Below are 20814 nucleotides of genomic sequence, written 5' to 3'. Positions count from 1 at the left end.
CGGCTAATAAATTAAAATATTATCTAATCCAAGTATAATTTGCTCCAGCTGATAAAACTAAAGCTAAAATGCTAAGTAAAACCATTAATATTCTTTTCATCGAATATAGCCTCCTTTTTAGGATACTATGTTGATTCGCTATTACAACACGCCATATTCGCTTCGCTATTTTTGTTAATGAGAAATTTATTAGCCGGCATTGATACCTACCTTGATGTAAAACGATTTAGAGCATCTAAAGTAGCTTTTACAACTGCCTCCTTATAATCATTTTTTATTAAACAGGAACCACAAAATTTTTGCTCCAAACCTTCACTGATACAAGTAATAACAACTATCACTACTTCATCCGTGGAGATGTTAACAGTTTTTATATCTTCTAATATAAAGGTTTCCTCATAACCATAAGCATCTTCCACAGTCTTTAATGTAACATCTACTAACATTCTATCAATATTTGTACTAGTATTTATTCCTATCCTTGAATTCTCAAAAATATCCTTATGGTTGTCCAAGGTTACTTTTACCATGGCCTTTTGCCCATTATTATCATGGGATATTGACATTATCTTAAGCCTGTTTTCAATTTTCTTAAGACTATCATCTTGTATTTCTGCTATACTTATTTTCTTATGATCTACTTGAATATTATATGTAGCTATTAGAATAGATTGGATATCCCTAACTAGCTGTTTGGCAGATCTATTCCTATTTGAAACTATATGAATTTCTTCAAAATTATTATCCTCTGAAATAATTTTACAAGAAACTACGGAATCTAATTTCTCAATTGTTTGTTCTATTATTTCTATATTCAATATTATCCCCCCGGATGCATATTTTTTTGAAATTCATCATAATATTGGTAAATCCCCTAAATTATAATTTGATTCTACCATTAATATATCTTAGTTACAACATAAAACTACAATAATAGGTATAAATAAGCCTCACTCTTATATAAATTTTATTAATATAATTAACCTTTTTCTCCACTATAAAATAACAATTCTCATTTTTTATGAATAATTTTCCAGTTTTTGTATATGATATCCATATATAAAGAAACATTGTACAACCACCAGAATATTATGTGTATTATATCAAAAATTTGACAAACAATAAGTTTTTGATTACAATACAAGAATAGTTAAATTATAGGAGGTATATTATGGAAAATCATACAGTCAATAAGACTTGGAAGTTTATAGTCTTGGCTGCCCTCGCTATAGCAGTAACTGTATCTTTAGGGTTTTATATGTACCAGGGTAGTATTAATAATATTACCTTACAACTAGAAAATGAAGTTATAGAAATAGCTTCAACTGCTAGAACTTTGGAAGAATTACTTGAAAAAGAATCCATTCCATTCAATAAAGATGCTTATATTAATATGGACTTAGACACAGAACTTGAAGATAATATGAATATCATTATAAAAAATCCTAAGTCATATACTATTTCATTTGCTGGAGGAGAATACGAGGTAAAATCTTTTTACAGAACAGTAAGTGAAGTATTAGATGAACAAGGAATTGTATTAGGGGATAAGGACTTTACTTCTCCCAAGTTAGATTCTACAGTTTCAGATGGAGGAAATATCGAACTATTTAAAGTCGAGGAGGTGGTTGAAACCGTTGAGGATATTATTCCTTTTGATAAGATGGTAAATAAAAATAACAAAATGGATATTGGAACATCGAAGGTTGTTCAAAATGGTAAGGATGGGCTTAAAAAGTCTCATTTTAAAAAGGAATTTATCAATGGTAAACTACATTCAATAGAGTTGGTAAAGGAAGAGATAGTTACCGAACCTATTTCTGAAGTTGTAGAAAAAGGGACTAAGGATTTAATTGTTACATCTAGAGGTAATACTAGCTATAGAAAAGCTATAACTATGACAGCCACTGCCTATGACGCATCATTTGAAAGTACTGGTAAAAATCCAGGAGATAAATATTATGGTCTTACAGCCTTAGGTACAAAGGCTAGACCTGGCGTAGTTGCTGTTGACCCTAGGGTAATCCCATTAGGCACGAAACTCTATGTTCAAAGCCTTGATGGATCTAAAGATTATGGTTTCGCTATAGCAGAGGACACTGGAGGGGCAATCAAAGGAAATAAAATTGATTTGTTCTTCGAAACTTCTAGTGAAGTTAATAGGTTTGGAAGAAGAAAAGTTAAAGTATATGTATTAAAATAAAAAAAGTTTCTTATAAAAGATTAGATTCCTTTTTGGAATCTAATCTTTTTAATCTTCTATCCATTTAGATTTCAGAACTTGCTCTACGAATATCCTTGCCAGCTGAGGATCAAATTGTGTTCCAGCATTTCTTATAAACTCTTTTATTATTTCCTCATTTGATAAAGCTTTTCTATAAGATCTATCACTTGCCATTGCATCATATGAGTCAGCTATAGCTATGATTCTTGATACTAAGGGAATTTCTTCTCCTTTTAATCCTCTAGGATAACCTCTACCATCATATCTTTCATGATGAGCCAATGTATACTCAGCTATTTGAGACATCTCATTTACTGTACTAAGTATTCTATATCCAATCTCAGGGTGTTTCTTCATATCTTCCCATTCTTCGTCAGAAAGATATCCTGGCTTGTCTAGAATAGCTTCATTAATAGCAATCTTCCCTATATCATGAAGCAGTCCAACATTTTCAAGTTCTTTTAATTTTTCTTCCTTCATACCTAGAATACTACCTAATTGTTGAGAAATCATTGCTACTCTTTTGGAATGTTCTTCTTCTCTTTTGTTTTTTTCGTATAATGCTGTCATTATAGTATCTATGGTCTTACTTCTCATACTAGGGCCTTCAAATAATTTGTGAGTATACATATTATCTTCAGCCTTTTTTAATATCTCTGACATGTCAGTATCTACAGTACATTTAGTTCCCAAGCCAAAAGATACAGATAATTCCATATTTGATAATTTGTCATTTGAGAACTTTTCATCTGCACTTAATGCCTTTAATCTTCCTATAATAGCTTCTGCTTCTCTTTCATTGGTCTGAGGTAGAATAATAACGAACTCATCCCCACTTATTCTTGCGATTATATCATCTTCTCTACAACCTTTTTTCATTATATTTGCAATATCTTTCAATAGCTCGTCTCCTGCCTTATGTCCAAAGGAGTCATTTATAAGCTTTAATCCATTTACATCTGCCATTACAATTGTAATAGGTAAATTTCTAGGAACGTCTAACCTCTTAAGCTCTTCTTCAAAAAATCTTCTATTATATAATCCTGTTAATTGATCCTTATAAGATAATCTTATTAGTTTATCTTCCATTTTCTTCTTATCTGTTATATTTCTAGTTACTGATACTACTTCATCTCCATTAAGTTTTACTATTCTAATTTCATAATTTTCCATGCCTTTTGGAACTTCCAGGCTATATTCAAAGGTTTCCATGATATCATTTTCTAATACATTTTTTATTTTTTTCATAGCAATCTCTGCTATTTCAGTTGAAAATAGGTCTTTAATCTTTTTCCCTAGAAAATCTTCTTTTTCTATATATAATTCCTGACTATCTGCTACTTCAACTTCAACAAATCTTCCTTCTCTATTGATTATAAATAATATATCTGGTAAGACTTCTATAATTGCTTTATTTTTTTCCAATGCTTGCTTTAAATCTTTTTCAGATTTAACAAGCTTTTCATACTGATCTCTTATCTCTTCCTCCATTGCTGCTAGCTGCCCATAGGAAGCTTCTAACTCTTCATTCTGAGCTACTATTTCCTCAGTGTCCTGCTCATGTTGCTGTAAGAATTCGTGGGTCTTATTTAATATAAAATTAATTGATTTTCTTAAATCAATAAAGGGGTCATTTTTCTCCATTGGTATTCTATATCCAATATTTCCTTCAATATTGATATTTCTAATATCCTTATCTAATTTATATACAGGCATTAGAAAATTTACCTTTTGCAAATAAGTAAAAGAGATAAAAATAATCATAGATATTGCTAGAGCAATCAAAAGTATTCTCCAGATATCACTATTATTGCCTCTAAATTCTTCTAGGGACATAAAATTTCCAATAATCCAGTCCGTCTTTTCTACAGGTTGATATGATAAATATCCTAGAACACCGTCTAATTCTACTTCTATTTTTCCAGTCTTAGTTTCTTTAAGTTTTTCATGAATTCCACGGCTTATTGAATTAATATTTATTAATTCAGAATCAACTTCGTATTTATATTTAGGATGGGCTAGTATATTTCCTGCATTATCAATTAGAAAAGAATAGCCTAGATCTTTGACTTTCGTATCTTCCACTATCTTTATAATCTCTTCCATACTGATATCAGAGGCTACAACGCCTAATAATTCTCCATTTCTATTATATATAGGTCTTGATATGGTGGTTATAAGTTTATTCTCAAGTGCATCTATATACACATCAGAAATCACAAGTTTATTTTCTTCAATTGCTTTTATGTACCATGGTCTTATTTTTATGTCGTAGGCTTTTGGCGGTTTCCAATTATCACTATTTATTAATTTATTATTTATATCACCTAGGTAAATAGATCTTATGGTAGTATTATTTTCTACAAGTCTTTTAAAATATTCTACCACTTCCTTATCTGACCATTCTCCTATAGCTATAAACTCCGAAGCTGCAACGGTATATTGGCTATGATATTTTAAATTACTATTTATCTGATAACCTAGATGTTCTATAGATTTTTCCATATTTAATTCTTTATCCTTAGTTATAACATTATTCAGATATCCATATTGAATTACCAATCCTATAGCAACAATGAAGGTCAGCAATATACCAAACAAATAAAATTTCCTTTGTATAATTTTCATATCCCCCACCTCGACAGTTTATTATAGACATATGTTTATTTTGACATAATATATCTATACCCATAATTTGCCATTACTCTCCTTAATAGACAGTTTTTTCTAAATATTAAAAAATATTGTTTGTAAGACAAACAATATTTTTATAACGAACAGGAAAATCCTACTTCAATATTCTTATATAAGGAAATTGATCTTTATGAGTTTTAAGCAGATTTGCGAAATCTTTGATTTCGTCCGAGTTGCTTATGCAGTGGCAAAAAAGCTTCATTAATGTCTTTATACTTTAATAGAAGCTTTTTTATAATACTATATTTTAAATTTATCAGTAATCCCTATATTTCTTTATATCTATATCCAAATATGGTTTCTTCTCTTTTTAGATGCCCCTTTTCCACCATTTGCTTCAATCTGCCTTCTAATGATTCTATAGTCATTGTAATGCCCGCTTCTTTTTCTATTTCTCCAATGATATGAATTAGTTCAGTATCATTTATAGGAAATTTTCCAGATATAATTTTCATAAATTTATCATCATCTTCTTTTTCTTTGCCTTTTAATTCATCAAATGGATTCTCTGTATGAGGGCTAGAACTTATAGCAGCTCTTATTCTTGCGAATATAGTTCTCCCCATAGAAGCAGATGAAATAAATACATCACCTGTCCTTAGGTATGGTAATCTCCTAGTTTCTTCCATTGTAAGGTCAGTTTCTTCCTTTATAGTTTGTATATCTGATGCTCTAACAGTTCTAAATATAAATTTGGTATTTAACTGTGCTGTAATGGTTTCATCTAATAATGTAGGTCTCTGAGTTGCTAAAACTAGAAATGCACCGTATTTTCTACCTTCCTGAGATATTTCCTTTAGTATGGATTTAGATGGAGAATCATAACCCTTTGGCGCAAAGTTATGAGCTTCATCTGTAACTACTATAAATGGTGGAAAATACTCAGCATGAGTCTTTTTATACAAGGCATCTTTATAGTCTCTTCTCTTGTGATAAAGATTGTTTAATAGATAGGTACTAAATACCTGAAGTATCCTAGTATTTCCCTGAATAACCATTAGTTTTCCTCTTTGAAGCCCTTCTTCTATTTCTCGTATATCCTTTGAGAATACTCCTTCATTATCTAACCTCTTTAATCTCCACATTATTCCCTTTACGGAATTATATGGACAATTTTTATCGTATTTAAGATAGGTTTCCTTTCTTCTTTCCCATGCCTTTCTCTCTTCTTCTGAATCTGCATAATTAATTCTATTATCTATTCTGTCAATGGAACCTTCCTCTTGGGCCTCTGTCAGCATTTGTAACCTAGTGTAAAAACTATGATAAGAATCTCTCTTTTTAAATAATACATCTACTACATTATTCATAGCATCCGTAAGGTTTGAAGCAGCATCTAGTAAATTCTTTAAATCTGAGACTGCTAAATCTTCAAATTTTACTCCCACATGATAGCCTACTTGTAGACATTTGAACTTATCTTCAAAACTTATTGTATTTCCTTCTAAATAAGGGGCTACATGGCTAAAATCCATTTCAAAATGAGGATCTAATACTATAGTAGGAATATTTTGTTTCATCAATTCTTCTAATAATACCCTAAGACCGAAGGATTTACCTGAACCTGAACCTCCGAACACACCGATATGGGGATAATGATGCATAGATTTTATATCTAATATATATGGAATTTCTCTTTGAGGACATAGCCCTTTTTCTTCAAAGGTATATAGAAGATTTTTAAATTCCTCATCCATACCTAAAGCCATATCATCTGTATTTCTAATAACTCCTAAAACTAATCCCTCTTCTTTTTTAGTCTTTATCATTAAATCCTTTACTTCATAAAATTCCGGCAATCTAATATCTGACCCAGTTTGTACTGGATATAAAGCTTCATTTAAAAGTCTTACTTTGGCTATATAAATGGTTTCTTCATCAATATTATAGCCTAATGTTCTTAGGGACTCTAATACAGAAGAGTCTACAAAATCTCCTGCTATATTTAGAGGTATATATCTGTTGAAAGTCTTTGCCTCTACAACTTCTCCCATTAAATCTCCTTGATATGGATCTTCTATTATTAAAAACTCATTTATTCTAAAATTTCTGGTTTTGGAACCTATAAATACTTCCTGTTGAGTTGTAATACCCACTACCTTCATCTAATCACCCCTTCTATTTAGTTAATAGTTAATAGTGAATAGTGAATAGTGAATAGTTTTGAGTAAGGCTTTTGGGTCTTTAAGGTTTTAACTATTAGTTATTCACTATTCACTTTTCACTGTCTTTTAGCTCTTTCTGATATAAAAAACCTTTCATACAAATCTCTGTCCATATACCTTTCCATAAGTCCCTTTATCATAGCATCAGATATTTTGACCTCTTTATCTACTATATCCAGCCATAGAGGTACTCCTCTGCTATTTTCTGGAGTTAAAGTGAAAACTAGCCTTCCCATCTCCTCTAAATAGTCTTTCTGACTATCTATAATATCCATTCCTATAACCGTAGGGGCTAATGAGGACCTCATAAATACAGAAGAATATCCCGCTTCCTTCTTCTTGTTAGCTTCGTCATCTATAATTATCATCTCACCATACTCTAATTGCCCAAATAATAACTCCCTATCATAGGCATTTATGTTCATTTTAGGATATACTTCTCCTAGCTTATCTCCTATGATAGAAGTTTTTATGTCTTTGATAACCCCAACTAAAAGGATACCCTGTCTTTCACATTCTTCCCTTAATTCTACCCACAAATCATAGGAATCTATATTATATCTAATAAGTGAACCATCCATAAGAATTGCATAGGGCTTAAATCTCTTAGCAGCTTCAAGAGCAACTTCTACCTCTATACTAGCTAACAGCTTATTCCTCTTATCTACTATTATTTTTTCATCTTCTTCCAATATATTTTCTTCTCTTTCAGAAAATAATGGAGTATATATATCTGATTTAAATATAGGCTTGTCTTTAATTATAGTTGATTTGGCTAAACCTTGAAAGACATCTACAAAATGAGGATAAGCTCCACCCATCCTATTTGTAGAACCATCCACTCCAACAATACCACCTTTGGCTTCATATAGAGCTAAATGATTGTTTTCTAATTTTTTCATTGATTTAATAGAACCTACATGCTCCTTTATAAATTCTCTTAATATATTTTTATCTAAAGACAATACTTCCTTATATTTGTCTTGTATTAAACTGTTTAAATTAGATATCTTTTCTTTTAATTCATTATGTATAGTATAAATGGCAATCACCCCTTTGTTTAGTGAATAGTTAATAGTGAATAACTAATAGTTGAAAAGATTAAAAGACCCAAAAGCCTTACTACAAACTATTCACTTTTCACTATTCACTGATTCTAATGCTTTCTTTATACACCAAATTTTTCGGTATATTGTATTCTTCTGATACTTTTTTTACTGCTTCCTTTTTAGTCAAGCCTTCATCTATATATTTTTCTAGTAATAAGCCTATATCTATTTCTTGTACCTCTTTTTCTTCATGATTTCCATCAACTATTATAACGAATTCACCTTTTACTCCAGAATCTTTAAATTTCTCTAATGCTTGTGGCGCTGTACCACGAAAGGTTTCTTCATATTTTTTTGTCAATTCTCTAGAAATAGAAATTTGTCTATCTCCTAATATATCTTCCATATCCTCTAGTAAGTTCATTAATCTATGAGGTGCTTCATAAATAATCGTTGTTTTCGTATATTCTTTAATCTTAGCAAGTTCCTTTTTTCTTTCTCCCTTTTTAGAAGATAAAAAACCTTCAAAAATAAACTTCTCCGTTGATAATCCTGAAATAACTAGAGCAGTAATAGAGGCTGTAGCTCCTGGTAATGCAATTACTTCTATTCCTTCATCGATTGCTTGTCTTATAAGTTCTTGCCCGGGATCAGATATACCTGGCATTCCAGCATCCGATACTAATGCAATGTTTTGGCCAGAACTTAATTTTTCTATTAACTCAGTTCCTTTTTCCTTTATATTATGCTCATGATATGATGTTAAAGGCTTTTTAATATCATAATGATTCAACAGCTTAATAGTATGTCTAGTGTCCTCAGCGGCAACCAAATCTACTTCTCCTAATATCCTTATGGTCCTAAGGGTAATATCCTCAAGATTTCCAATGGGAGTAGGACATATATATAGAACTCCTCTTTCCATCTTATTTCTCCTTCCAATAAGTATGATTTTAGTGCATCTCCAATCCTTGATAAGCTACCTATAAAGGTCACCATAAATTATACTTATTTCATCTGTATAAGATCCATCTTCATTATACACTATCAATGGATCATAAAATTTCAAATCAGGTTTACCTGTCTTTACTGCTTCAATTAATACTAAATTAGGTTTTTTAGTTAATTTTGGCTGAACAAATCTTATGTATTTTGGCTCCAATTTATATTTTCTAAGGCTATAAATTATATCTACCAATCTATCTGGCCTATGAACCATATAAAATTTTCCTAATGGCTTTAATAGATATTCGCTAACTTTAATTATATCCTCAAGAGTACAAGCTATTTCGTGGCGGGATATGGCAAAATTCTCCTCAGGATTTACTAATGCTCCTCCTGCTTTCATATATGGGGGATTTGTTGTAATAGTATCTATTGAATTCCTGCCAAATTTTGCTGGTAGCTCCTTTAAATCCATATTTAGGATATTAATCTTTTCTTCTAAATTATTTAATTCTATGGATCTTTTTGCCATATCTGCTACTTCTTCTTGAATTTCTACACCATAGATTATATCCACTTTGTCCTTTGCATATAGCCTCAAAGGTATAATTCCCGTACCAGTTCCTAAATCTACTACTTTTCCCTTAGATTTTGCAAAGTGGGATAGGAATATAGCATCAGTACCGTAAGAAAATTTATTTTTATTTTGTATTATTTTAAAATCAGACCCCGGAATTATATCTATTCTCTCATCATCTCTTAACATAGAATTCTCCTTTAATTTCCTCTAATGGAACATAAAGTTATATAAACATATAATTTTATATCTCTTTTAATAAAAAAGACCCTTAAGGGTCTTTTTTCTAAGTACTATTCTGGCTTAGGTGCGTCTACTGGACAAACGTTAGCACATGCACCACAGTCAATACATTTTTCAGGGTCTATAACATAGATATCTCCTGCAGATATAGCGTCAACTGGACATTCCGCTTGGCAAGCGCCACATGCAATACAATCATCATGAATCTTATATGCCAATTGTTTCACCCCCTTGTTATGCTTGTATGTTAATACGATTTAATTTTAACAGATTTCGCTCAATATTAAAAGAGATTTTAAATTTATTTAACTTTTACCTAATCTTCTAAACTTTTAATATCTATTTCCTCCACGTCTATAACTTCCTGTACTAGCTCCATTACCTTCTCATATGCTGAATCTACTTCTCCCGTATCTTCTATCTCCTTAACTTGGAAGTATAATAAGTCATCTGTATTATCTTTTAATCTTACCTTTACTTTTACCTTTTCAAGCAGAGTAAATGTCTCAACAACAGTTCCTCTTCCCTCTGGGGTAATAACTATAGCTCCTACTTGTGGCATTTTAGCAATAATTCCTCGTATACATCATGTTCATATTTTAGACAACACATGAGTCTTCCACAAAGTCCAGATATTTTAGTTGGATTTAAAGATAAAGATTGCTCCTTAGCCATTTTTATAGATACTGGCTCAAATTCACCTAAGAATTGCCCACAGCATACTACCTTTCCACAAGGTCCTATGCCACCTACCATCTTAGCTTCATCTCTTACTCCTATTTGTCTAAGCTCAATTCTGGTTTTAAATATAGCAGCTAAATCCTTTACTAACTCTCTAAAATCCACCCGGCCATCAGCAGTAAAATAAAATATTACTTTATTATTGTCAAAGGTATATTCCACATCGACTAATTTCATAGATAATCCATGTTCTTCTACCTTTTGTTGACATATGGATATTGCTTCATTGGCTTTTCTTTTATTTTCTCTATGAATATCAAAGTCTTCATCTAAAGCTACCCTAATAACTTTTTTTAGGGGAGCTACTATTTCACTCTCTGTAACTTCCTTTGGTCCCACTACTACATGGCCAAATTCTATTCCTCTAGCTGTTTCAACTACGACAAAATCATTAAATTTTACATCTATATCATCAGGGTCGAAATAATAAATTTTTCCTGCTTTCTTAAATCTCACTCCCACTACTGTTACCATTATAATTAATTCCTCCTATATACTGAGAAGCATAGTTTCTATGGATAAACTAAAGTTCACATTCCTTTTAATATTTATCTTAGTATCTTCTACTTTATATATTATATCATTAATTCTATTTAAATCTATAAAGGATTCCTTGGATAATATCTCAATCTTATCTTTATTTATTAAAAGGCCAGTGTTTCCTATTTCTTTATAAATAAGCAAATCCCTAAACCAATAAAGAATAATATCTAATATTTCCTCAATATTTTCCTTATTTTCATTAAAAAAGTCCATAGAAGTAAGAGCTTTTGTTTTATCACCCTTTAACAGACCATCTATTATCTTTATGATTTCCTCTCTTTTATCAAAAAAGCTATTTGATTCAGCTAATTCTATAGATTTCTCCACAGACCCCTTTGTAATACCTGCAATAAATTTAGCCCTATTCTCATCAATTCCATAGTCTCTCATTAACAAATCTATTATCTTAGAAATATCCAGTGGATAAAATTTGACTATTTGACATCTAGATAATATTGTTGGAAGTAATTTACTACTACTGGAAGTAACTAAAATTATATTAATATATTCTGGGGGTTCTTCTAATGTTTTAAGTAAAGCATTTTGACTCTCTAGTCTCATCATATCACAATCATCAATAATGAATACTTTTCTTTTACTCTCAAATGGGGACGTTGCCATGGAATTAATTAGTTTCTCTATTTCAGATTTTTTTATTATTCCCTTTTCAGGAGACAAAATTTTAAAATCCGGATGATTTTCACTATCAAATTTAATACAAGAACTACATTTATTACATGGTTCAGCCTGTCCTTCTCTACAAAGAAGTGTTTTAGAAAAGGCTAGGGCCAAATTTCTTTTCCCTAAGCCTTTTTCCCCTTTAAATAAATAGCAATGGCTAATACTTTTATTCCTTATGGAGTTTTTTAAAGCCTCTATTTGCTTTTCATGTCCTAGAATCTTATTAAAATCCATTTATATCCCTCAACTCTATATCTTCATATATTTATCTATATCCATTACAAATAGATTAGCGCCTCCAACAGTTATTTCATCATTTCCTGATTTTACTTTTTTGCTAACACATTCTTTCCTTATTAATTCTACTACCTCATCTACTTTATTATCTTCCACACCTATGAAAAGTGTAGTATTTCCAGATTTGAGAAAACCACCTGTTGAGGAAAGCTTTGTGGTTCTTATTTTATTTTCCATTAAAGCTTTTATAACCTTTGTAATATATTCATCTTGAATTATAGCGATAATAAGTTTCAAAGAACTCACTCCTTATATTTTAATATGTTTTTCTACATCAAGTATAAATAATGTTGCGCCCCCAACTTTTACTTCCAATGGGAATGGTATATAGGTATCTCCCGGCATAGTCACTGTAAGAAGAGATGTGGTAAGCTCTCTCGTTTTACAATTTTCCTCTATTACCTTTATTACAGAAGGTACCTCCTCCTCCTCTACTCCAATTAAAAGCGTAGTATTTCCGGATTTTAAAAATCTCCTGTTGATGATAATTTTGTGATTCTAAATTCCTTTTCTGTTAAATCATCAATTAAAGCTCCAGCATCTTGATCCTGAACTATACATATTATAAGTTTCATACAATCACTCCCTCTTCTTAGTTAGTAAGTCTTCCACTTCTTTAATACTTTGCTCAAGAACTTCTTCTATTGATTTTGTAGCATCTATAACTTTTATATTCTTTGGGTACAATTTTAAAAGCTCCATGTAACCTTCATAAACGGTCTTGTGAAAATCATTGCCTTCCTGTTCCAGCCTATCTCCACCTTGATTCCCAGTTTTTCTCTCTAAAGTAACTTCTGGATCAACATGAAAGAAAAGGATTAAATCTGGATACACTCCTCTAATTGCAAAATCATTTATAGCTTTAACCTTTTCTATGCCTAACCCTCTTCCTACTCCTTGATAGGCTAAACTGGATAAAACAAATCTCTCACATAAAACCAATTTTCCTTCTTTTAAAGAAGGCAATATTTTCTCGTGGACATGCTGTCCTCTTGCTGCTGCATAAAGCAGTGCTTCTGTTTCATCACTTATACCAGTGTTTTTTTCATCTAAGACAATATGGCGGATTTCTTCGCCTATTAAAGTCCCTCCGGGTTCTCTAGTCATTACAAATTCTATGCCTTTATCTTTTAAATAATTCCCTATTAGTTTTATTATCGTTGATTTCCCTGAACCATCCGGTCCCTCTAAAGCTATAAAAAGTCCTCTCACCAAATATCTTCCTTTCTTATTCCACTACAACTAGTCTATCTTTATTATAGCCCATTAATCCTACTATTTCTATACCGTTTTCCATTAAGAAAGTAATTTGCTCATACAGTTCTTGAGTTATTTCTTCCCCAGGTACTACTAACGGTACTCCTGGTGGATACGGAATAATAGCAGTGGCAGATATTTTACCTATACTATATTTTAGCTCTCTTTGTTTTTTGTTGCCGTGATAAGCCTCATATATAGGCATTATAACTTCTGGTGTTGGTAATTTGATACTAACTGGTGTTATATCATCATATGGGGCTGTCTTTGCCAGATCTTCCACAGCAGCTATTAATCTTTCATAATCCTCTTCTTCATTCATAAAAGATGTAAGAGCTAAAGCATAGTAATAATCTGTCATTTCTAATCTTATATTGTATTTTGCATATAATTGCTTCTTTACTTGAGAACCTTTCATCCCATCTATTCTAAACAATATCTTTGTATTATCCTTTGCAAATATGGTTTTGTCATTTTCATCTCCAGTAAATACGAATACCCTATCTATAGCATTAAGTCTTTTTATAGTTTCTTCACATTTATCTATATTCCATTCTAATTTTTTCCTTGCCTCCATTGAGTCCATATAAGCTGTTGCTATTTCATTTGATGCAGTGAATAAATATGAAGGTGAAGTGGTTGTATACAGTTGAAATCTATCCCTAAGCTTATTTAAATCCACTCTATCAGTACCTACGTGAATCATTGATGTCTGAGTAAAGCTGGCCATAGTTTTATGTGTGCTATGAATTACTATATCTGCACCACATTCTAAGGCTGGCTTAGGAAGTCTCTCTGAGAAGGTCATATGAGGTCCATGTGCCTCGTCCACCATTAATATTCTATTATGCTTATGAACTATCTTTGCTATTGTTTCTAAATCAGAACATACCCCATAATAATTTGGATATGTTATGACTACTGCTTTGATCTCATCATCTTCAGTTAAAATATCATCTATATCCTTTGGATCTAAACCCGTCATTACATGGTATTCCTCATTATAGTTTGGATACATGTAGATTGGATTTAGTCTGTTGAGTATCATTGCATTATATACTGCCTTATGACAGTTTCTTTGAACTAGTATTTTATCTCCTGGCTTCGTTATTGTAGCTAATGCTATATATATACTTCCAGTTGAACCATTTACTGCATATTGGGTATATTTTGCACCGAAGACCTTAGCTGCTAGTTCTTGGCTCTCTTGGATGATGCCCCTTGGGTCTAGCAAATTGTCCATGCCTTCTGTTTCTGTTGTGTCTATAAAAGGTATATAGTCACCCCAATTAATTAGTGTATTTTTGCCTTTATGTCCAGGCATATGAAAAAAAACACTATCCTCTTCCATCAATCTTTTTAGCGCATCAAATACGGGAGTTTTCATTCCCAACCATCATCCTCCTAATCAAAATAAATTTTCTTACTTATTATATATCACTTTTACAAATATATAAACCATAAATTTAAAAAACCCTGTATTAATTTACAGGGTTTAGTTGGTGCTTTTCAGATATGTAATATCCTAATAAGATTCTAATGAGATTTTTATACAAATCATATGTTTCATCAAATACAGATGTCCTTGTAATTTCATCTATACATTCTTTGCAAATGCTTTGCCCAAGTAAATTTGTTATTACTCTATCGTTACCACATATTTTGCAATACATATATCTCACCCCTTACCTTTATTTCCCATTACGATTATTGCCCTAATACTATATTTTATTCTTAATAATTTATTTCGTGCTTGGCAAGGGGTAAGTATTAATATTTAAAATTTAATGTGTACTGGCATTTTTTGCATTTTCCATTTTCTACTCCAACTATCTCCCCATTTAAATGTCTATCTACTAATTTGTTGTAACATTTGGGGCAATAGCTATTATTATCGACACCCCAAACATTACCTATATATACATAATCTAAAAATTTCTTAGCTATATTTTTAGCTTGAATCAAGGTTTCAATATTAGTTGATGGAAGTTTCATTTTATATGCTGGGAAATATCTACTTAGATGGAGAGGTATAGAAGGATCTACCTCTGCAATTCTTTGGGCTAATCTCCTTATTTCATCAAAAGAAGCATTTTCTCCATCAATTAACATGGTAGTCACTTCAACATGAACGTCTTTAGAAGCTATCTCAATTGTCCTTATAACAGGGTCTATACTTCCTTTACATATAGATTTATAAAAAGAATCTTCTATAGACTTTAAGTCTATGTTCATGGCATCCACATAAGGCAGAAGCTCCCTTAAAGGTTCTTCATTTATATATCCATTTGTGACCATTACATTTTTGAAGCTTTCTTCTTTTATTTTCTTAGATATGTCTAAAACGTATTCAAACCAGATACTGGGTTCATTATAAGTATAAGCTATACCAATGGAATCCTTTGCCTTAGACAGTGTAATTATGTCATCCTCAGATATGTCCATCATCAAAGATTCCTCGTACACTATCTCCCAATTTTGACAAAAATCACATCCTAAATTACATCCGAAACTGCCAACTGAAAATATACTAGTTCCAGGGTAAAAATGATATAACGGCTTTTTCTCTATTGGATCATAAGAATAAGAAGTTACCTTTCCATAATTTAAAGTATATAGAGTTCCATCTATATTCTTTCTTACTTTACATTTACCTGCATTTCCGTCTCTAATCTTACAATAATGGGGACAGAGGACACAATATACATCCTTGTTGTCGCCTTTTTTATAGTGCTTAGCTTCCTTCATGATCTTCACCTCGAAAATTCAGTGAATAACTAATGGTGAATAACTAATAGTTAAAAAGATTTAAAAACCCTAGAACATTACCCAAAACTTTTCACTATTCACTATTCACTATTCACTATTCACTAATAATATCTCGTCACTTCAAACCTCTCCATGGTATAATTCTCATCTGGCATAATATTAGCTTTTCTTAGAGCTATGTCTAGCTGTTCATCTACAGTATCTACACCTTCTAAATTAGGAAGTAAAAGACCTTTTTTATATCCATGAGAAACTATTACTCCATATTTCTTTGCATCTAGTTCCTCCTTAGTTTTAATAGGCTCTGGCTCCGACAATACATCTACAGAATATATTATATCTTCTAATTCATATTCTGTTACCCTATCAAACCTCTGATCCTTCATTCCTGCTGATACTGCATTTTTTATTATCTCCAATGCTATATTTGGTTCTGTTGGCTCAGTAGTGCCTATACAGCCTCTTAGCATATCATCTTTTTTTAAAGATACAAACACTGCTTTTCGTATATTTAAAAACTCTTCAGGCAGTCCATCTGGAACATCTATATATTGCCTGTACTTTACATAATGCTCTAAGCTTTTTCTAGCTAATTTAACATATAAACTTTCATTTTCTCTAGCCTCCATAATTTTAGCCCTTTTCTTTTCTTCTATTATATCTAGGAGATTTTTTCCTTCCAAGGGATTACCAAAAATCTCTCCTAATATATCAGCTTTTGCTGTGCAATATCCTACACCAAAAGGACCTTCATAGGACATAACCTCTGACTTTAATTTATATCCATCTACAATTCCAGTGGCTATCATCAATGACCTTAATCCACATTCTCCTGCTGCTTCAGCTAATTCTAAGTCAAATGTAACAATATCTTCTAATCTGTTTTCTTTTAATATATCTATAATTTTCTCATCAAATATTTTTCCCTTTGGTGAATAAGTGTAGGGACCATCATTTGAAAGTCTATGAGATAAATCTCCAGATGCGATTATCACAACTTCTTCATCTGAATCCATTATTGCAGATTGTATTGCCCTTCCAAACTTATATAATTCCTTTGGAGATAAAATTCCATAGGTAATGTGGATAAGTTTATAATTCTTATATTCTTTATCCACAAAATATAAAGGTACTAAGGCCCCATGATCTAGTTCTCTCTCCACTTTATACCTTTTAGCAAAGCTTTCATCTACTCCTGCTACCATTATCTCCGCTTCTAAACTATTGTTGATTATTTTCTTTACTAAGGATAGATTATTTTCAAATTTAAACTTTAATTCACTATTACCAAAATTTCCAAAATCCCCAGATAAATCTTTTTCTATGGATATTGATATTGCATCACTAAATAATGGTCCGTGAGGCGTAATAATTATTATAGTAGATGGAGATTTTTCTTTTATATCTATACTTAAGGTTTTAACACCTTCCATTGTTTTTTGTATCTTCTTCTCTTCTCCTTTTCCTATTTCTGGAATAATAATAGGTGGATGTGGAAATAAATAAGCCCCTAAAATTTTACCCATTAGATCAATCCTTTCTAAATGCAGTGAATAACTATTAACTAATAGTGAATAGTTAAAAAGACCCTAAATATTTACTTAAAACTCTTCACTCTTCACTATTCACTCTCATTTATATCTTACCCAAAAAATAGAAAAACCTATATAGAAAACTCTATATAGGTTTCTTTTTTTTCTAATCCCAGAAGAAAGCTCTTTTTTCCTAATTTTATTTAATTGCAACTTAATCTATATGGATTTCAAAGAGGCTTCCCTGATGTGTTAATATCTCAATAGAAGCCTTTTTTGTTTTATTAGGAATATTTCTTAACTGCTTCTATACCTTTTTGTGTTACATAAATTTTTCTCTTAAATAAACCTTTTTCTAATATATATCCTTGTCTTGTTAAATGGCTGGTTACGCTTGATACCTTTAATGATTTCCATTGTTGATCTTTCACATATTTATTTACATTTTGAGGAGCTTCCTTTGCAATTTTTAGCAATCCAACATAAGTCGAATTCAACCCTTCCCGATTCATTTCTGCTTCTTTCCCCACCAAGGCTGATAATACTTGATTTGCTTTTTCCGTTACATAGAACTCATAAAACTTACTACCTATTAAACCAGCTCTCTCAATATAACCTCCACGATCTAACTTTTCAATCGACATATTTGATGTCTTAGAGTCTACACCTAATGCATCAGTTATATCTGCCATATATATATGTCCGTTTCTTATTAGTTCTAATACTTGTATGTCAATTTTATCTAATGTAACTTTTTCTCTTTTACCTTCATTTGCTTTAACTTTCCAATCTGATTGAGCATAGTATTTAGAAGATTTAGATCCATTAGCTAAAAGACCTACTATAACAGTTACTGCAAATCCAACAATTGCCAAATGAGTCCATTTTCCAACGGTAAATATTCCTAGTAATTCAGTCAATGTTAAAACTGCCATTGATATCATTCCTGCTAAAACTCCCCATAATGCTCCATTTGAATTAAATTTAGGCCAAACAGCTCCAAAACAAAGTAATACTGCAGGTGGTACTAACCAAGCATTGGCAAAAGCGAATAAATAAGTTGGTCCTCCTGGAAAGTAACATAATGCCCATGTTAATATTCCTACTAATAGCATTATTATCTTACTTGCTTTTAATGTTGTTTTAGCATCTGCTTTAGGATTAATCATTCTTTGATAAATATCTCTAGTAGCGGTTGATGATGCTCCTATTGCAGCTGTAGATGCTGTAGAGATAGATGCAGCTACAGAACCTATAATAAAGAAAGATGATACAATTGGGGGGAATAAACTAGCAAATACTCCATATGCTGCAGTGGGCAGACTTGTCCCACCACCAAGTGTAAATGATTCTGGCGTTACCGCTCCAGCATATGCACCTATGAATGCAAGAGGAATCATAAATACTACTATTAATAATACTCCAGCTATGGCAAATGATTTCTTTGCTACTTTTTCACTTCTACAGGAAGCAATTTTCATCCAATAATAATTATTTCCCCAAACTAAGGCAGCACCGAAGAGTAAAACAAAGGTTAGTGCACTTGGGTATTTAAATGAAGTAATTCCCATACTTCCACCTGTAATTCCTTCTGTAAATACATTTGCACCTCCCCAGCTTGATTGTAGAAAATCAATTCCTCCATATTTTTGAATAGCCATTGTCAAAAATAAAGGAATCGCTATAATACCAACAGACACTTGGAAAAAATCTGTTATTGTAGCCGCCCACAATCCACTAATATAGGTAAATATTAAAATTATAGCGAAAACTATTGCAAGGACAACTCCTTGTGGCCAGCCTACAAATCCGGAAACTATTCCAACTACAGACATTATATTATTAGCTAATATACCGCATAACCCTATAATAGTACCTGCAGCAACTACATTTCTTACTTTGCCGCTATATCTCATTTCTAGGTATTCTGGAAGTGTTTGAGCTCCATTTATTCTAATAAATTTTGAGAATACTAGTCCATAAAATATAAGACCTAATGCAGAATATATAATTCCCCATATAAGAGATCCTTTGATTCCATATAGAATAGAATATCCTGGAGCTAAGGATACTGTTGTACCAGCAAAGCCTATAGCCGCTACCCCCATAATATTTATTAATAAACTTACTTCTCTTCCTGCTAGGATATAGTCAGAAGTGTCAGATACCCACTTCTTGCTATATACTCCAGCGCCGACCATTATTGCTGCAAATACAATAAAGAAAATACTGAAGATAACTTGCACATTCATTTTTTCTACCACCTTTATATTTTATTTGTAGTTATATCCTTAATGTTTAATTATCAGTTTCTATTCTTCTATTATTCCAACAGCTCTAATCCATCCTGCACTTGCATCCTTGATTTTAATTGGAAGACAAATTATTTCAGAGCCAGTTATTGGAAGTTGATCAAGGTTAGTAAGTTTTTCTATATGAAGATAAGCTTCTTCCATGCCAGCTCTATGTCCCTCCCAGATAATGGAACCATCTCCTGTACGATTAAACTCTTCTCCAGTTAATGGCAGCGGTATATCCCAGCTCCATCCGTCTGTTCCCATGACCCTTACTCCTTGTTCTATTAGCCATAAAGTAGCCTCCTTACCCATTCCACATCCAGCAGTTAAAAATCTTTCTGTTCCCCAATACTTAGGTGCACCAGTCATTATTAAAACAATATCGCCTTTTTTTAATTTTATAATCAATCTTCTCAAAATACTCAATAAAATCTTTGCTCATAACTTTATATCCATCTGGCTTATCTCTAAAATCTACTATTACTCCATGACCGAAAAACCAGTCTAAAGGCACTTCATCAATAGTCCATGCTCTTTCTCCCCTATTCATAGTTGGATAAAAGTGATATGGAGCATCAATATGAGTTCCTGTATGGGTCGATAATGTTACATATTCTATTGCCCATCCATTCCCTCCTGGTAAATCATCTACAGTTGCATTTCCAAAGAACTTTGCCATTTCTTCTGCTGTATCCTTATGGTTATTATATACTATCTGTGGAATTTGTTTTGGTGGGTCACTAGGTAAATTATTTTCAACTGAAATACTTAAGTCAATAATCTTTCTCATCTTTAATTCT

At 31.7% G+C, this 20814-nt stretch carries 18 protein-coding genes and 2 pseudogenes; 1 reads left to right on the top strand and 19 read right to left on the bottom strand.

All coding sequences use genetic code 11. The annotated features are described in order from the left end of the window. Positions 1-206: 206 nt before the first annotated feature. On the bottom strand, positions 207-818 hold the full coding sequence (locus tag CIW83_RS08315) for a hypothetical protein (RefSeq protein WP_094900378.1): 612 nt from the start codon (positions 816-818) through the stop codon (positions 207-209). Between the two features lie 353 nt (positions 819-1171). Here CIW83_RS08315 and CIW83_RS08310 point away from each other — a divergent pair, with 353 nt between their 5' ends. Then, positions 1172-2203 (top strand): 3D domain-containing protein, encoded by a 1032-nt coding sequence (locus CIW83_RS08310; RefSeq protein WP_094900377.1) that lies wholly within the window; start codon positions 1172-1174, stop codon positions 2201-2203. Between the two features lie 48 nt (positions 2204-2251). Here the strand turns inward: CIW83_RS08310 and CIW83_RS08305 are convergent, their stop codons facing one another. From CIW83_RS08305 to CIW83_RS24290, 18 genes and pseudogenes are all read right to left on the bottom strand, one after another. After that, positions 2252-4852 carry an HD domain-containing phosphohydrolase gene (locus tag CIW83_RS08305; RefSeq protein WP_094900376.1) on the bottom strand — a complete coding sequence of 867 codons (2601 nt, stop codon included), beginning with the start codon at positions 4850-4852 and terminating at the stop codon, positions 2252-2254. A 332-nt stretch (positions 4853-5184) separates the two neighbouring features. Beyond that, positions 5185-7023: an ATP-binding protein gene (locus tag CIW83_RS08300; RefSeq protein ID WP_094900375.1), complete on the bottom strand. Its 1839-nt coding sequence runs from the start codon at positions 7021-7023 to the stop codon at positions 5185-5187. 116 nt (positions 7024-7139) lie between these two features. Then, positions 7140-8135 carry a DNA double-strand break repair nuclease NurA gene (locus CIW83_RS08295; protein ID WP_235601266.1) on the bottom strand — a complete coding sequence of 332 codons (996 nt, stop codon included), beginning with the start codon at positions 8133-8135 and terminating at the stop codon, positions 7140-7142. Positions 8136-8226: 91 nt separating this feature from the next. Further along, entirely contained in the window at positions 8227-9057 is an 831-nt protein-coding gene (gene rsmI, locus CIW83_RS08290) for a 16S rRNA (cytidine(1402)-2'-O)-methyltransferase (RefSeq protein ID WP_094900374.1), read from the bottom strand. A 54-nt stretch (positions 9058-9111) separates the two neighbouring features. Further along, a complete protein-coding gene (locus CIW83_RS08285; protein WP_094900373.1) occupies positions 9112-9843 on the bottom strand; it encodes a tRNA1(Val) (adenine(37)-N6)-methyltransferase in 732 nt (243 codons plus the stop codon). 104 nt (positions 9844-9947) lie between these two features. Continuing rightward, the gene (locus tag CIW83_RS08280) at positions 9948-10115 is read right to left on the bottom strand and encodes a DUF362 domain-containing protein (protein WP_094900372.1); all 168 of its coding nucleotides are present in this window, start codon (positions 10113-10115) and stop codon (positions 9948-9950) included. 98 nt (positions 10116-10213) lie between these two features. Further along, positions 10214-11112, bottom strand: a pseudogene (locus CIW83_RS08275) (stage 0 sporulation family protein). 15 nt (positions 11113-11127) lie between these two features. Then, entirely contained in the window at positions 11128-12096 is a 969-nt protein-coding gene (gene holB, locus CIW83_RS08270) for a DNA polymerase III subunit delta' (protein ID WP_094900371.1), read from the bottom strand. 15 nt (positions 12097-12111) lie between these two features. Beyond that, the gene (locus tag CIW83_RS08265; protein ID WP_235601265.1) at positions 12112-12405 is read right to left on the bottom strand and encodes a cyclic-di-AMP receptor; all 294 of its coding nucleotides are present in this window, start codon (positions 12403-12405) and stop codon (positions 12112-12114) included. Positions 12406-12408: 3 nt separating this feature from the next. Then, positions 12409-12734 (bottom strand): annotated as a pseudogene (locus tag CIW83_RS08260) (cyclic-di-AMP receptor). 4 nt (positions 12735-12738) lie between these two features. Beyond that, on the bottom strand, positions 12739-13371 hold the full coding sequence (tmk, locus tag CIW83_RS08255) for a dTMP kinase (RefSeq protein WP_094900369.1): 633 nt from the start codon (positions 13369-13371) through the stop codon (positions 12739-12741). A gap of 16 nt (positions 13372-13387) precedes the next feature. Further along, on the bottom strand, positions 13388-14803 hold the full coding sequence (locus tag CIW83_RS08250; protein ID WP_094900435.1) for an aminotransferase class I/II-fold pyridoxal phosphate-dependent enzyme: 1416 nt from the start codon (positions 14801-14803) through the stop codon (positions 13388-13390). Positions 14804-14897: 94 nt separating this feature from the next. Next, positions 14898-15089, bottom strand: a complete 192-nt coding sequence (locus CIW83_RS08245) for a sigma factor G inhibitor Gin (RefSeq protein ID WP_094900368.1) — start codon at positions 15087-15089, stop codon at positions 14898-14900. A 97-nt stretch (positions 15090-15186) separates the two neighbouring features. Further along, entirely contained in the window at positions 15187-16164 is a 978-nt protein-coding gene (amrS, locus tag CIW83_RS08240; RefSeq protein ID WP_094900367.1) for an AmmeMemoRadiSam system radical SAM enzyme, read from the bottom strand. Positions 16165-16286: 122 nt separating this feature from the next. Beyond that, positions 16287-17711 carry an AmmeMemoRadiSam system protein A gene (gene amrA / locus CIW83_RS08235; protein WP_094900366.1) on the bottom strand — a complete coding sequence of 475 codons (1425 nt, stop codon included), beginning with the start codon at positions 17709-17711 and terminating at the stop codon, positions 16287-16289. Between the two features lie 290 nt (positions 17712-18001). Further along, on the bottom strand, positions 18002-19969 hold the full coding sequence (locus CIW83_RS08230) for a sodium:solute symporter (protein WP_094900365.1): 1968 nt from the start codon (positions 19967-19969) through the stop codon (positions 18002-18004). A 60-nt stretch (positions 19970-20029) separates the two neighbouring features. Further along, the gene (locus CIW83_RS24295) at positions 20030-20383 is read right to left on the bottom strand and encodes a cyclase family protein (protein ID WP_255374312.1); all 354 of its coding nucleotides are present in this window, start codon (positions 20381-20383) and stop codon (positions 20030-20032) included. Next, the gene (locus CIW83_RS24290) at positions 20367-20804 is read right to left on the bottom strand and encodes a cyclase family protein (RefSeq protein ID WP_201259737.1); all 438 of its coding nucleotides are present in this window, start codon (positions 20802-20804) and stop codon (positions 20367-20369) included. Before CIW83_RS24290 ends, CIW83_RS24295 begins: the two co-directional genes overlap by 17 nt. Positions 20805-20814: the final 10 nt, after the last annotated feature.

Source organism: Tissierella sp. P1, assembly GCF_002266425.1.
In the GTDB taxonomy this organism is placed as follows: Bacteria; Bacillota; Clostridia; order Tissierellales; family Tissierellaceae; genus Tissierella; species Tissierella carlieri.
This window is presented reverse-complemented; position numbering and strand designations above follow the sequence as displayed.